General features: G+C 29.5%; 14 protein-coding genes, 1 tRNA gene and 1 pseudogene. 14 read left to right on the top strand and 2 right to left on the bottom strand.

Translation table 11 applies throughout. The annotated features are described in order from the left end of the window. A partial coding sequence (locus L8V77_RS07355; protein ID WP_263707360.1) for a hypothetical protein occupies nt 1-663 on the top strand: 663 nt, incomplete at its 5' end. A gap of 135 nt (nt 664-798) precedes the next feature. Beyond that, on the top strand, nt 799-1071 hold the full coding sequence (locus L8V77_RS07350) for a hypothetical protein (protein ID WP_263707359.1): 273 nt from the start codon (nt 799-801) through the stop codon (nt 1069-1071). Between the two features lie 69 nt (nt 1072-1140). Here L8V77_RS07350 and L8V77_RS07345 read toward each other — a convergent pair. After that, nucleotides 1141-1217: transfer RNA gene (locus L8V77_RS07345), tRNA-Ile, on the bottom strand. 52 nt (nt 1218-1269) lie between these two features. Then, nucleotides 1270-2379, bottom strand: a complete 1110-nt coding sequence (locus L8V77_RS07340) for an FtsW/RodA/SpoVE family cell cycle protein (RefSeq protein ID WP_214118031.1) — start codon at nt 2377-2379, stop codon at nt 1270-1272. 72 nt (nt 2380-2451) lie between these two features. Between L8V77_RS07340 and L8V77_RS07335 the strand changes: the two genes are divergently transcribed. The 12 genes and pseudogenes from L8V77_RS07335 to L8V77_RS07280 all read left to right on the top strand — a co-directional run. Beyond that, nucleotides 2452-3414 (top strand): RluA family pseudouridine synthase, encoded by a 963-nt coding sequence (locus L8V77_RS07335; protein ID WP_263707358.1) that lies wholly within the window; start codon nt 2452-2454, stop codon nt 3412-3414. After that, on the top strand, nt 3368-4582 hold the full coding sequence (locus L8V77_RS07330) for a fibronectin type III domain-containing protein (RefSeq protein ID WP_214126385.1): 1215 nt from the start codon (nt 3368-3370) through the stop codon (nt 4580-4582). Before L8V77_RS07335 ends, L8V77_RS07330 begins: the two co-directional genes overlap by 47 nt. Further along, nucleotides 4582-5772: a tRNA (guanosine(46)-N7)-methyltransferase TrmB gene (gene trmB / locus L8V77_RS07325; protein WP_263702947.1), complete on the top strand. Its 1191-nt coding sequence runs from the start codon at nt 4582-4584 to the stop codon at nt 5770-5772. Before L8V77_RS07330 ends, trmB begins: the two co-directional genes overlap by 1 nt. A gap of 31 nt (nt 5773-5803) precedes the next feature. After that, nucleotides 5804-6460: a cell division ATP-binding protein FtsE gene (locus L8V77_RS07320; RefSeq protein WP_039625813.1), complete on the top strand. Its 657-nt coding sequence runs from the start codon at nt 5804-5806 to the stop codon at nt 6458-6460. Continuing rightward, on the top strand, nt 6447-7253 hold the full coding sequence (locus tag L8V77_RS07315) for an ABC transporter permease (RefSeq protein ID WP_263702946.1): 807 nt from the start codon (nt 6447-6449) through the stop codon (nt 7251-7253). Before L8V77_RS07320 ends, L8V77_RS07315 begins: the two co-directional genes overlap by 14 nt. After that, nucleotides 7250-8425: a murein hydrolase activator EnvC family protein gene (locus L8V77_RS07310; protein ID WP_263707357.1), complete on the top strand. Its 1176-nt coding sequence runs from the start codon at nt 7250-7252 to the stop codon at nt 8423-8425. The genes L8V77_RS07315 and L8V77_RS07310 overlap by 4 nt, the downstream gene beginning before the upstream one ends. A 55-nt stretch (nt 8426-8480) precedes the next feature. Then, entirely contained in the window at nt 8481-9206 is a 726-nt protein-coding gene (gene pyrH, locus L8V77_RS07305; RefSeq protein WP_039628219.1) for a UMP kinase, read from the top strand. Nucleotides 9207-9214: 8 nt separating this feature from the next. Then, a complete protein-coding gene (locus L8V77_RS07300) occupies nt 9215-9433 on the top strand; it encodes a DNA-directed RNA polymerase subunit omega (RefSeq protein ID WP_039618002.1) in 219 nt (72 codons plus the stop codon). After that, on the top strand, nt 9417-11606 hold the full coding sequence (locus L8V77_RS07295) for a RelA/SpoT family protein (RefSeq protein ID WP_263707356.1): 2190 nt from the start codon (nt 9417-9419) through the stop codon (nt 11604-11606). The genes L8V77_RS07300 and L8V77_RS07295 overlap by 17 nt, the downstream gene beginning before the upstream one ends. A gap of 12 nt (nt 11607-11618) precedes the next feature. Further along, nucleotides 11619-12821, top strand: coding sequence for a tyrosine--tRNA ligase (gene tyrS / locus L8V77_RS07290; RefSeq protein ID WP_263682967.1), 1203 nt, complete (start codon nt 11619-11621; stop codon nt 12819-12821). Beyond that, nucleotides 12821-13918: a nitronate monooxygenase gene (locus L8V77_RS07285; RefSeq protein WP_039628221.1), complete on the top strand. Its 1098-nt coding sequence runs from the start codon at nt 12821-12823 to the stop codon at nt 13916-13918. The genes tyrS and L8V77_RS07285 overlap by 1 nt, the downstream gene beginning before the upstream one ends. Then, nucleotides 13911-14346 (top strand): annotated as a pseudogene (locus L8V77_RS07280) (N-acetylmuramoyl-L-alanine amidase); the annotation flags it as partial. The gene L8V77_RS07285 and the pseudogene L8V77_RS07280, both read left to right, overlap by 8 nt.

Raw genomic sequence — 14346 nt, 5'->3', positions numbered from 1 at the left:
ATAGAGATAGAAGCTCCAGAACAAGTTGTAGAAGAAGGTTTTTTTGATGTTACTTTAAAAAATGGAAAGCCAAAGGCTGAGATAGAGTGGTTGAGTAGTCCTTTAATAACGCCTACTTCGCCACGAGATAATTATTTTAATGATAAAGGTGAAGCTCATGCTAAATATCATGTACTAGAAAACACAAATAATATTCAACAAATAATAGTTAAAACTTTAGGAGGAGATTTTAGAAAAAATGTGCGAGCTGTTTATAAAAAGCGCATTCGATTGCTTTTTGCTATGCCTTATAAAAATCCATATTTAGTTGGATTTTATCAAGGAAACGATAAATATGTCATACAAAGAAAAGCCATTCCAGAAGGTGGACATAATAATTTTGAAATTTATTTTGATGGTTTTGAGGATAAATTTATAGGAAATGAAATAACTGTAGAATGGGAAGGGTTTCTCCATGGTGGAATTTGTTACGGAAGAATACATAAAAGTATTACAGGACTATTTTACGATTTAGAGGATGCACATGATATTCATACTTTGGGTAATAGTATTGATTGTTATACTTCGTCTCCAATTCAAGTTGAAGATCCTCCGAAACATTCAAAAATTGTTATAAAATACGCTGGTCATGTTCAAGAAATTTCGGTGGAAAGATGGTATTAGGTTTTTATGGATAAATGAGTGGCTTTGGAGTTCTTATTTAGTGTTGGAAATGTTATAAGAAAAGAGTAGATGATATAAATAAGGCTTTTTCTTAAATGAAGTTAACAATATAGATACGCAAAAAAAAGGATTATTTTGCCATTTTACAATTTTATGCAATTTCTATCTCTGTTAGCCCAGCTTTCAGAGGTAGATATTAAAGCTCTTATAGAATATAAAGATTTATTATTGAAAGCATTGTCATCTTTAAATGAATCAAAAACATTTGATGCAAAAGAATGTACACAACTTGTTAATATTCTTGAAGAAACTTTTTTAGATAAACTCCAAATAGGAGAAAGCAAAAAGAAAGAAATTTGCAAAAATATCATCAAAATACTAAAAAATCATTGGAAAATGTTTTTTTGAAAATCAAGCTGTAATGCAAAACTAATAAGAAATAATAAAATTAAAATAAATATAAAATAATAATTTAAATGGTGGATTTAGCAGGACTCGAACCTGCGACCAACCGGTTATGAGCCGGTTGCTCTAACCAACTGAGCTATAAATCCGCCAGAAGTTAAAATAAAAATGTTATTATATCTTTATTTCCTTAATTTAAATTTAGAATTTTATTTTTACCGCTTTTTCTATTGCTAAATATCTAAAAGTTATTAAATTTTGTAAAATTCCAAAGAAAATCATAAAGGTAGCAAAAGAACTTCCCCCATGACTAAAAAATGGCATAGGTATACCAACAACAGGAGCAAAACCTATGGTCATCGATATATTTACTGCTACATATATGAAAATAAATAAAGCAATGCAATTTGTTACTACTCTTGTAAAATAATCATCTTTGAGCTTATAATTTAAACTCAATAAATGAAAAATGAGTAAGGTATAAAGTAATATGATTACAACCGCACCGATAAAACCAAATCTTTCAGACAAATATGCAAAGATAAAATCACTCGTAGAAATAGGTAAAAATTTAAAATGTGTTTGTGTGGCTTCATCAGCCTTTTTTCCGCTCAAACCACCACTTCCTATTGCAATGATGGATTGTTTTACATGGTAACTTGGCTCTTCAGCTAAGAAATCATGAATTCTTTGTTTTTGATAAGGTTTTAAAAAATCACTATAAATAATAGGCGAAGCTATAGCTATAGCTAAAAAAATACTAAGCCAAATTTTATAATTTACTCCTATGATAAAAAGCGTTCCAAAGCCCACTATTAAAAGTACTAAAGCTGTTCCTAAATCAGGTTCTCCTGCTATAAGTAAAAATGGAAGTAAAATATAAAAACTTAGCTTTAAAAATTGTTTTAAACCATAGCCATTATGAGGTGGCGGGTTTTGATAAATCAAATAAGCTAGCATTAAAATAAAAGAGGGTTTGAAAATTTCAGAAGGTTGTATGGTAAAATGCGTAAAAGGTATCTCAAGCCATCTTCTAGCTCCAAGTTTTTCAACACCAAAAATATCTACGCTCAAAAGTAAAGCTATATTGATCCAATATAACACAGGTATAAGCCACATTAATCTTCTTAAAGGTAAAAAGAAAAAAAATGCAAATCCTGCAAAACCCACTAAAGTATAGATAAATTGTTTTTCGGCTAAGCGTGTGTTTGCTTCATAAATTAAAAGAAAAGATATAGCTATGATAGGCAACACTAAAAGAGGTTGAACAAAATCAAAATGCGTTAGAATTCTTCTATCAAGTTTTATCAAAGCTAACCTTTTTTACAAAATATTGTGTAATTATATGCTAAAATTGCAAATTTTATCACAAGGAAATATAATATGCTAAAAATTTCATCGCTTTGTGAAGAAAGATTGGATATTTTTTTATCAGATATACTTAAACAAAGTCGTTCGCAAGTTACTAAACTTATCAAAGAAAACTGCATATATATTAATGAAAAATTAGAAAATAAAAGTTCTAAAAAAATAAAACAAAAAGATGAAATAAGCATTTTTTTACCTTTAGTAAAAGAAGCTAAAGAAAGTTACACGCCTGAGTTTGACATAGAAATTTTATATGAAGATGATGATGTTTTAGTTTTAAACAAAGCTCCTAATGTTGTCGTGCATGGTGCAAGTAGTGTTAAAGAAGCGACTTTGGTGGATTGGCTTTTACATAAGGGTTATGCTTTATCAAATTTAAATGGAGAGCATAGAGCGGGACTTGTGCATAGACTTGATAAAGGCACAAGCGGAGCTATCATCATAGCTAAAAACAATCAAGCACATCAATTTTTAGCAAATCAGCTTTTAGATAAAAGTATGGGAAGATTTTATCTTGCTTTGAGTGACTTGCCTTTGAAAAATGATAAAATGAGTAATGAAAAAGCCATTATGCGTTGTCCTAATAATAGGCTTAAAAAAATTACTACAAATACTAAAAATTATTTAGCAAAAAATGCAAAAACAGATTTTATAAATTTATTAAGTGCTAAAAACTGCTCTTTAATAGCTGCTAAATTATATACAGGAAGAACCCATCAAATCAGGGTGCATTTGGCAGATTTTAATCGCTATATTTTAGGAGATGAATTATACGGATATAAAGGAAAAATAAAGTATAATAGAGTAATGCTTCATGCGTATTTGATTTATTTTATTCATCCTAGGACTAAAGAGTTAATGTTTATAAAAGCTCCTATGTTTGATGATTTTTATCAAATTTTAAAAGAAAATTTTACACAAGGAGAGATAGATGAAAAAACTTCACTGGATTATCTTAAGTTCTGCTTTGGCTTTTAGTGCTTGTAGTACAACTATGAGTTCGCCTCAAATTGCTCAAGTAAATGATACTTTACCAAAAATTTCAAATATTAAAAGTATAAGTGATATTACAAGCATAGCTTTTGAATGGGAACCTTTGTATGATCAAAATATAGCAGGCTATTACATTTATAGAGCAAATGCAGCTGGTGCACCTATGGAGCTTATAGCAAAAATTAAAAATAAATTTCAAACTCATTATACTGATACAAATTTAGAGCCAAATACAAGATATTATTATTCTATGAAAACTTTTAATGAGCTTGGACAAGTTTCTCAAGATGGTGTAAGCATAGAAGCTTTTACCAATAGAGTGATTGATCCAGTGCCTTTTGTGCAAGCTATTGTGGGTTTGCCAAATCGTGTAAAAATAGTTTGGAGACCACACCCTGATGTAAGAGTAAATTCATACATCATTGAGCGTGCAAATATGAAAGATATGAAATTTAAAGAATTAACTAGGGTTAAAAATCGCTTAAGTGCTGAATATATAGATGATTCACTAAAGCCTGATGAGAGTTTTCAATATAGAATCATAGCTTTAACTTATGATGGTATTAAAAGTACTCCAAGTAAGATAGTTGAATCAACTACCAAAGCGCTTCCTCCTATGGTAAGTAATTTGCAAGCAAGTAAAGACGCGCCAAGAAAAATCATTTTAACTTGGGATAAAATTGACTATGCTGATTTTGCTTATTATAAAATTTATTCTAGTTCAACTACCTTTTTACCTTTTAGCGTGGTAGCTAAAACTTCTGAAAATACTTATGAAGATGTAGTTAAAGGTGTGGCTGAAAAAAGATATTATAAAGTGAGTATGGTCGATAAAGATGGCTTGGAAAGTCCTATAGCAAGTGAGCCTGTAGAAGGTATTACCTTAGGGGCACCATTAGCACCAAGTATTATTTTATGTGCTGTTGAAGATGATGGTATTAGAGTTGAATGGGTTGATAATGACGATAGAGCTAAAGAATACATAGTTAAACGAAGTGGAGGTGGAAGTAATGCTGTGTTTAAGGAGATTAAATCTAAACAATTAAAAGACATCACAGCTGTTCCTGGAAAAGTATATAGTTATGAAGTTATAGCTATTGATGCAAATGGTATAGAATCAAAAGCTTCTGATAAATTTACAGCGGTGAAATAATGCCAAATTTTAAGTGTAAAATTCTAAAAGAAATTCAACTTCCTTTTGAAAAAGATGGGGTTGAATTCTTATGGCTTGCTAAAGGTGAAAATGTAGACTTGCTTTTTACGCGTATAAAGCAAGAAAACTTTTTTTTGCAAATTAAAAAAGATGAAAAAAAACAAGAATGGCTTATTAAAGGTGAAAAACACACTAAGCCTTCACAAATTGGATATTTGCAAAAAGCCTTACTTGTGTTTAAAGAAAATTTCACTCAAGATGTAGTCTGTGAAGCTGTGGCGTTAAAACATACAAGGTTAATCCAAAAAACACCTTTAATTGTTAATGATTTAAAAGAATTGCTAGAGCAAATAAAAAACAAAAAGCAAATTTTTATTGAAATAGGTTTTGGAAGTGGTAGGCATTTACTTTATCAAGCAAGATCGAATCCTGATGTTTTGATTATAGGTATAGAAATTTACACCCCTGCGTTAGAGCAAGTAGCTAAACTTGCCTTAAGTGAAAACTTAAATAATGTTTTATTAATAGAAACCGATGCAAGATTATTATTAAGCGTACTTGAATCTAACTTGGTAGATAAAATCTTTTTGCATTTTCCTGTTCCTTGGGATAAAAAGCCTCATCGTAGGGTAGTCGGTTTAAATTTTGCAAATGAATGCGCTAGAGTTTTAAAAGAAAATGGGCAATTTGAACTTAGAACAGATAGTTTTTTGTATTTTGATTTTACTTTAGAAACTTTTTTAACTTTTTCGCATTTAAAAGCTTTAATCAAAAAAAATGAAAATTTAGAAATTTCAAGCAAATACGAAGATCGCTGGAAAAGACAAAATAAAGATATATATGATTTAATCATTAGTGGTTTTAGCAAGAGTGAAAGTTTAAGCAAGGATCAAAAATTTGCCATTGAAGATTTAAGATTAAACGCAGAAGAATTAGCTTGTATAAAAAAGAATTTTAAAAATGAAGTTTTTAAAGGTGAGGATTTTTTCTTGCATTTTGAAAAAATGTATATTAAGGATGATGGGTTTGTCATTAAAATAGCTTTTGGTGCTTTTTATAAGCCTGAGCATGTTTATATAGCTTTAAACGCACAAAAGATAGAATTTATTTTTGAACAGCCTTTTAAAACTAAAGAAAATTTAAAAGCTATAGAAAAATTAAGAGAAATATTGTATTCTTATATCAAATAATCATTTATAAAATAAATAAGGAAAAGCAGTGATGATAGAAGCTAAAAAGCTTTGTCTTGGTTATGATGAACTTGTTATAGAAAATGCTAGTTTTTCGCTAAAAGATAATGATTTTGTTTTTATTACAGGAAAAAGCGGTAGTGGAAAGTCAACTTTGTTAAAATCTTTTTATGGAGATTTAGAGCCAATAAGTGGGAATTTAAAAGTTTGTAATAATGATTTAGTGGATATTTCTAACGCTGAGCTTTTACAGCTTAGGCAAAAAATAGGAATTATTTTTCAAGATTATCGTTTAGTTCAAGAATTTAGTGTAGAAAAAAATGTAATGCTACCTTTGATGATTAAAGGTTATAGTAAGAATGTATGTAAAGAACAAGCCGCAAAGCTTTTAAAGCATGTAAATTTAACTTTCAAAGCTGATAAGAAGCCAGCTCAGCTTTCAGGTGGAGAGCAACAACGCGTGGCCATGGCAAGAGCTTTAGCACATAATCCAAAATTACTCTTATGTGATGAACCAACGGGAAATTTGGATGAGTATTCTTCAGATATTATATGGACTTTATTAAAATCAGCTAGAGAAATACTTGGAACTTGTGTGGTAGTTGTTACGCATAGAATTCCTACTAATTTAAGACTTGATTATCGTCGTTTTAATATAGAAAATGGGAGAATGAATGAAATCTTTTAAAAATCATCTTTCTTTAATATTTGCTTTAATGGTAATGATGTTTGCTTTTGAGTTTTTAATCATTACAAACAAAACTATAGAGCATTATGAAAAACTTTTAAATAAAGACTATAATATTATTTTAGTAGGTAAAACTCATTTAGATAAAAAAAGCATAGAAGATCAAGTAAGTCATTTTCAGTCTTTAGAAATTTTAAATCCAAATGAAATGATAGATAGGCTTAAAAATGATATATCAGCCAAAAATATAGAGGTTTTAAAGGCTACATTGCCAAAATTTTATACTTTAAAACTCAATAAACTTTTATCAGAAGATGAACTAAATACTTTAAAAGATAAGCTTTTAAAAAATCCTAATATTACTAAAGTAGAAACTTTTGCAAAAACGCATACAAAAATTTACAAACTTTTGGTTTTGGTGAAATTTTTATTATGGTTTTTCTTGTTTATTATAATATTGCTTAGCTTTGTATTATTGCTTAAGCAAATGAAAATTTGGCTTTTTGAACATACTCAAAGAGTAGAAATCATGTGTTTACTTGGAGCACCGTTTTGGTTTAGATCTTTTATGCTTTATAAGATTGTTTTTATTGATTGTTTTATAGCATTTTTATTGCTTGTATTATTTTTTACCCAAGTTTATGATCTTGAATCTATCAAGCTAGCCTTACAAAGTGTGGATATTAGCTTACCTAAGATAAGTATTTTCACACATTTGTTTTTGATTTTTTTAGCAATGCTTTGTGTTTGTTTTGCTTGTGTGAATTTTGTAATGTTTAAGGTTAGAAAATGAAAAAATGCTTTTTGCTTTTTTTGTTTTCTTTTTCTGTTTTATTTGCAAATGAAATTGCACAAAAACAAAAAGATATTAAAGAAAATGAACGTATAGTAAAGCAACTTTCTAAAAAGTTAGAGGATTTAGCAAGTGAAATTTTAGATAATGAAAAAAATCTAAAAAAAATCGCTTCAGAAATTAGCACTTTAACTTCAAAAACTTCTAAACTTGAAAGTTCAGTAAAAACTCAAATAAAAGCGCTAGAGCAACTCAATGCACAAAATAAAGATCTTTTGCAAAATAAAAACAAAATAGAAGGAAAGATTATTGATTTAATTGCTAAAGATTTTGCTTATGATTTGGCAATTCCTAAAAATTATATTGAAAGTGAAGATAGTATTATAGCTTTAGAATTAGTTGGGGTTTTGGATAAAATTTTCAAAGAAGAATTTTATCAAATTTCAAAAGATTATGAAAATATAAGTAAAAAAATAGAAGAAAAACAAACTCAAATTACCACAATCAATAATAATTTAAAAACCTATAAAGATCAAATCGATGAGCTTAAAAATCTTAGAAAAAAGCAAGAACAAGAAATAGCTAAGCAAAAAACAGATAAAGAAATTTATACTAGAAAACTTTCTAATTTACAAGCCCAACAACAAGAATTGAGAAAAACACTTAATAAATTAAAAATTATTAAAGAAAAAGAAGAAGAAAAATTAGCACAAAAAAAAGAAGATAAAAAACCAAGCTCAAATGTTAAACAAGTAGGCTCAAGTTATCAAATAAGCAGTGTTAAACGCTATAGCGGTCCTAAGACAATCGCTCCTTTAGAATCTTACACGGTAAAGCAAAAATTTGGAAATTATGTTGATCCTATTTATAATATTAAAATTTATAATGAAAATGTGGTTTTAAAAAGCGACAGTGCTAATGCTGCAGTAAGAAATGTTTTAGATGGTAAAGTAGTTTTTGCAAAAGCAACTCCAACTTTAAAACAAGTTGTGATTGTTGAAAATAAAGATGGTATACATACTATTTATGCGCATTTAGATAAAATTGCACCTGGTGTTAAAGTGGGTAGAAATATCAAAAAAGGTTATATTATAGGTAGGGTTGAAAGTGATTTAACTTTTGAAGTAACACAAAAGAATTTTCATATTAATCCTTTAGAGATGATTAAATAAATTAGTTTTTTTTAATGCGAATTTTGATATAGTTTCAAATCAAAGGAGAAATTTAATGAACAATAAAAGAAAAAGAGTATTGGTTAAATTTTCTGGAGAAGCTTTGGCTGGAGAAAATGGGTTTGGTATAGAAAATTCTATTTTAAAATATATAGCTTCTGAAATAAAAAGCTTGATTAATGAAAATGTTGAAGTAGGTATAGTAATAGGCGGTGGAAATATCATTAGAGGGGTATCTGCTGCAAGAGATGGACTTATAAAAAGAACAAGTGGTGATCATATGGGTATGCTTGCTACTGTGATTAATTCTATAGCTATGCAAGAAGCATTAGAAAGCGCTGGACTTGATGTAAGGGTTCAAAGCGCTATTCAAATGGAAGCATTCTGTGAAACTTATATCATGAGAAGAGCACATAGACACTTAGAAAAAGGACGTATAGTTATTTTTGCTTGTGGTACAGGTAATCCTTATTTTACTACAGATACTGCTGCGACTTTAAGAGCGGTAGAAATTCAAGCAGATATGATTATTAAAGCAACTAAGGTAGATGGAATTTATGATAAAGATCCTAAAAAATATGATGATGCAATTATGCTTAATGAGCTAAGTTATGAAAGAGCTTTGCATGATAATATTAAAGTTATGGATGATACTGCAATAGCCTTAGCTAAAGATAATGCTTTACCTATTGTGGTGTGTAATATGTTTAAAGAAGGAAATTTATTAAAAATTATTCAAGGCGATATGAGTTTATGCTCTATTGTTAAAAATCAAGATTAAGGATAAAAATGAGAGTAGAACAAATAGCTGCAAAAGCATTAAAAAAACTAAAAGATGATAGATATAAACTAGCTCTTGTAGTGGCTAAAAGAGCTGAAGAGCTTGCAAATGGTGCAGAACCTTTGGTAAATTTAGATAAAAATAAATACAAATATACCGACATTGCTTTACATGAAATAGCAGAAGATAAAATCGTTTTAGAGGGATTTATTGAAGCTAGTAAATGATGAGTTATTGTTAGATAAACTTGTTGATGATGTTAAAAATTGTAAGGATTTACAAAGAGCAAAAGAAATCCTTTTTATGGTCTTTCCACAATCTGCTGTTTTAGAAAAAGCAGTAGATTTTTGTATCCAAAAACACGAAGGACAATTTAGAAAAAGCGGAGAACCATATGCGGTTCACCCTATATTAGTGGCTTCTTTTGTGGCATTTTTAAGCCCTGTACAGTCTATGATTATCGCTGCATTATTGCATGATGTGCTAGAAGATACAAATTGCAATGAAGAAGAATTGAGTTTAAATTTTGGCGAAGAAGTCACCAAATTAGTTCAAGGCTTAACCAAAATAGTCAGTATTAGAGAAGATCATCTTACACGCTCTAATTCTAATGAAAAGCTTGCAAAATCTGCTTTGACTTTTAGAAATATGCTTTTAGCTGGTGTTGAAGATGTGAGCGTACTTGTAATAAAGCTTTGTGATAGATTGCACAATATGCTTACTTTAAATTTTTTAAGAGAAGATAAACAAAAAAGAATCAGCGAAGAAACCTTGGTGGTATATGCACCTATAGCTCATAGACTTGGAATTTCAAGTATAAAAAATTTGCTTGAGGATTTAAGTTTTAAGTTTTTATTACCTGATGAATATGCACAAATTGATAATTATATAAATGCAAAAGATCAACAAATTCAACTTGGATTTAATGAATTTATCTCAAAAATAGAAATGTTATTTTTGGAAAATGGGTTTAGACAAGGTAGTTTTGTTATACACAAAAGAATCAAACATAATTATTCTATTTATTTAAAAATGCAAAGAAAAGGTGTGGGGCTTGATGAAGTTTTAGACCTTTTGGGTGTAAGAATTTTGGTTGAAAAAGTTTATGATTGTTATTTGGCTTTAGGAATTTTACATACACATTTTAATCCTTTAATTTCAAGATTTAAAGATTATATAGCCTTGCCAAAACAAAATGGTTACCAAACCTTACATACAACACTTTTTGATGCAAAAAATATCATAGAAGCTCAAATTCGCACCTTTGATATGCATAAGACTGCTGAATTTGGCGTGGCAGCGCATTGGAAATATAAAGAAGGAAATATAACAACACCAAATTTAGATTGGCTTGCGGATATTTCTATGCATGGTAAAGAAGATGGCAATGCTGTGCAAGATTGTGATGCTATCGAACTTTATGAATATGCAAAAGATAGTTTATATATAGAAGATATAGCAGTATATTCTCCAAAGGGTGAAATTTTTACTTTGCCGCGTGGGGCTACGGCTTTGGATTTTGCATATGAAGTTCACACCAAAGTAGGACTTCATGCAAAAACTGCGTTTGTTAACCGCATGAGAGTACCACTTTTAACCGTGCTTAAAAATGGAGATATAGTTAGCATTGAAACTTCCGAAGAAGAATTTTTTAGATGTTCATGGATAGATAGCGTTAAAACAGGAAAGGCTAGAGCTAGTATAAGAGATTTTTGCAAGCAAAAGAAAAAAGAATTAAATAACAAAATTGCTGTTAATCTTTTATCTACTGTTTTTAATAAAGATTCTAAACTTATAGAAGAATGGCTTGAAAAAGAAAATTTTAATAAAAAGCTAAGACAAATTGCTTTGGATTTTAATTATTTTAAAGATGTAATTATTGCTCTAAGAAAATATATGGGGCAAAATCAAGCAGCTAAATTTGAACAAAATGAGCAAAAATTTGAAAGCATAGTGATTGGTTCTAATTATAAAATAACCACGATTAATTTTGATTATTGTTGTAGGCCTAAAAGAGGAGATGAAATTATTGCTTTTAGACATTCAACTGGAGCAACGATACACCATAAGCTTTGTGAACAAGCAATGAAAATGATAGAAGATAACAAAGAAATGGTTTTTGTTTTTTGGAATGATAGTTCGATAAAAAGTTACAAAATCATCGTTTCTATAGAAAATAAAAAAGGTTCTTTAGCAGATTTTCTAACTACTTTAGCTAAAATGCAGATTAATGTTTTAAGTATTAACTCAGCTGATTCAGAGCCAGTCGTTGCAAACTATTTTGAAGTACAAGTTGAGTTACCTAATAATATAGATCTTGAGAATGCAAAAGAAAGATTGAAATCTAGATATAAAATTTTAGATTTTACATCTTTAAATGATGCATATAATAATCACTAAAAAAGGTTTTTTATGGATATTAATGAAATTATTAAAGAAATTAAACGAGGAATAGCAGAAATTATTGATGAGGAAAGATTAGTTTCTTTAGTAAAAAATTATTATGAAAAAGGTGAAAATTTTTTTGTAAAGGCTGGTTTTGATCCTACGGCTGCTGATTTGCATTTGGGTCATACTGTGGTTTTGAGCAAAATGGCTTTGCTTCAAAAGCATGGGGCTATAGTGCAGTTTTTAATAGGTGATTTTACTGCTCAAATTGGAGATCCAACAGGAAAAAGTGCTACAAGAAAAAAACTTGACAAAGAAGAAGTACTTAAAAATGCTAAAACTTATGAAGAACAAGTTTTTAAGATTTTAGATCCAAATAAAACTCAAATTCATTTTAATTCTAAATGGCTAAATGAGCTTGGTGCTGCTGGTATAGTAGAGCTTACTTCGACTTTTAGTGTTGCTAGAATGCTTGAGAGAGATGATTTTACTAAGCGTTTTAAAGAGCAAAGTCCTATATCAATTTGTGAGTTTTTGTATCCACTTTTGCAAGGTTATGATAGTGTTGCATTAAAAAGTGATATAGAAATGGGTGGAACGGATCAAAAGTTTAATCTTTTAATGGGTAGACAGCTTCAAAGAGTATATAATTGCCAAAAAGAACAAGCGGTGATGATGATGCCATTGCTTGAAGGCCTTGATGGTGTAAATAAAATGAGTAAAAGCTTGGGAAATTATATCGGTGTGACTGAAAATGCCAAAGATATGTATGCTAAGGTTTTGAGTATAAGTGATGAATTGATGTTTAGATATTATGAACTTTTAAGTGAAAAAAGCTTAAATGAAATTTCACAAATAAAAGATGATATTAAAAATGGTTCATTGCATCCTAAAAAAGCTAAGGAAAATTTAGCTTTAGAAATTACTGCACGTTTTCACTCAAGCGAATGTGCGCTAAAAGCTAAGGAAGAATTTGATAAAGTCCATAGCGCAAAAGAGCTTCCTAGTGATATGCCAAGTTTTACTTTAGAGGGTAGTATTTGGCTTGCAAAAGCTATAGTAGAGTGTAAAATGGAAAGTTCTACTTCAGCTGCTAGAAGATTGATTAATTCTAATGCAGTAAGTGTTAATGGAGAAAAAGTTCAAGATGAACAATTCCAACTAGAAAGCGGTGAATATATTTTACAAGTTGGAAAAAGAAAATTTGCAAAATTAAAGGTAATATGATGAGTTTTAAAGCTTTAAAAATTGGAAAGCATGAGATAAAATATCCTATTTTTCAAGGTGGTATGGGGCTTGGTATAAGTTGGGATAAACTTGCTTCTGCGGTTTCTTTAAATGGTGGATTAGGGATTATTTCTTCAGTAGGAACTGGATATTATGAAAATAGAACACATATAGACAAAGAGTTTAATGCAAAACCTTATGGTAGTGATAATTTTTACTCAAAAGCAGGCTTAAAAGCTTTGATAGATAATGCTAGAAAGGTTTGTAAAGACGCACCTTTAGGCTGTAATATTTTATATGCAAGTAATAATTATGCGCAAATTGCACGCAATGCTTGTGAAGTTGGTTTTAATGTGATAGTTTCAGGAGCAGGACTTCCTACGAATTTACCTGAATTTACACAAGATTATCCAGATGTTGCTTTGGTGCCTATTGTATCATCAGCTAAGGCTTTAAAAATTATTTGCAAAAGATGGCAAAGCAGATACAATCGCTTACCTGATGCAGTTATAGTTGAAGGACCAAAAAGTGGAGGACATCAAGGTTTTACTTATGAGCAATGTTTAATGGATGAATATCAATTAGAAAATGTAGTACCACAAGTTGCACAAGAAATTAAAAACTGGGGAGATATACCATTAATCGCCGCGGGTGGAATTTGGGATAAGCAAGATATAGAAAAAATGATGTCTTTAGGGGCAAGTGGCGTTCAAATGGGAACTCGCTTTATAGGAACTTTTGAATGCGATGCGAGCGATGATTTTAAACAAGTATTGCTAGATTGTAAAAAAGAAGATATTGAGCTTTTAAAATCTCCGGTTGGTTATCCTGCAAGAGGGGTAAGAACTAATCTTTTAAATTTAGTAGATAAAAGAATGGGACCAAAAATTTCTTGTGTGAGTAATTGTGTTGCACCATGCGGTAGAGGCAAGGAAGCTACTAAGGTGGGTTATTGTATAGCAGATAGATTATATGATGCTTGGAGTGGTAAAAAAGAAACAGGCTTATTTTTTACAGGGGCTAATGGATATAGACTAGATAAGCTTATTAGTGTAGAAGAGCTAATGAAAAAATTAGTTAATGGTGAAGATGCTTAGAATATTTTTTATTTTTTTATTATTTTGTCTTAGTGTTTTTGCTAATGCAGAAGTTAAGAAATTTGATCAAAATTTTTTAACTTCTAATTCAGAAGAAAAACTACAATTGCACCAGCAGTTAAAATCTTTGTATATACAAAGTGTGATTAATGATAATAATGAAGAAAAAAATGAGATTTTAAAAAGATTAATCATAAGTTCAAATTCTTTAGGTTTTGATGATAAAGCTTATGTGCAAGAGCTTAAAGAAAGTGGAGTAAGTGAAGAAGAAATTTCACGTTTAAAAAATGCTTTAAAAGTTATACAAGATCAAAAAATAAAAAAAGAACAACCAAAAATTGAAACTAATACCACATCACCTGTTAATAAAAAAGAAGATAAAAAAGAAGATAAAAAAGAAGATAAAAAAGAAGATAAAAAAGAAGATA

It is taken from the genome of Campylobacter sp. IFREMER_LSEM_CL2127 (assembly GCF_025771745.1).
Lineage (GTDB): Bacteria > Campylobacterota > Campylobacteria > Campylobacterales > Campylobacteraceae > Campylobacter_D.
Note: the sequence above shows the minus strand (reverse complement) of the source record. Positions and strands in the feature narration are given on the sequence as shown.

Bases quoted from the DNA above. Each gene is read 5' to 3' on its own strand.
- L8V77_RS07335 (WP_263707358.1), top strand. From the start codon at position 2,452: ATGCTAAAAATTTCATCGCTTTGTGAAGAAAGATTGGATATTTTTTTA.
- L8V77_RS07330 (WP_214126385.1), top strand. From the start codon at position 3,368: ATGAAAAAACTTCACTGGATTATCTTAAGTTCTGCTTTGGCTTTTAGT.
- trmB (WP_263702947.1), top strand. From the start codon at position 4,582: ATGCCAAATTTTAAGTGTAAAATTCTAAAAGAAATTCAACTTCCTTTT.
- L8V77_RS07320 (WP_039625813.1), top strand. From the start codon at position 5,804: ATGATAGAAGCTAAAAAGCTTTGTCTTGGTTATGATGAACTTGTTATA.
- L8V77_RS07315 (WP_263702946.1), top strand. From the start codon at position 6,447: ATGAAATCTTTTAAAAATCATCTTTCTTTAATATTTGCTTTAATGGTA.
- L8V77_RS07310 (WP_263707357.1), top strand. From the start codon at position 7,250: ATGAAAAAATGCTTTTTGCTTTTTTTGTTTTCTTTTTCTGTTTTATTT.
- pyrH (WP_039628219.1), top strand. From the start codon at position 8,481: ATGAACAATAAAAGAAAAAGAGTATTGGTTAAATTTTCTGGAGAAGCT.
- L8V77_RS07300 (WP_039618002.1), top strand. From the start codon at position 9,215: ATGAGAGTAGAACAAATAGCTGCAAAAGCATTAAAAAAACTAAAAGAT.
- tyrS (WP_263682967.1), top strand. From the start codon at position 11,619: ATGGATATTAATGAAATTATTAAAGAAATTAAACGAGGAATAGCAGAA.
- L8V77_RS07285 (WP_039628221.1), top strand. From the start codon at position 12,821: ATGAGTTTTAAAGCTTTAAAAATTGGAAAGCATGAGATAAAATATCCT.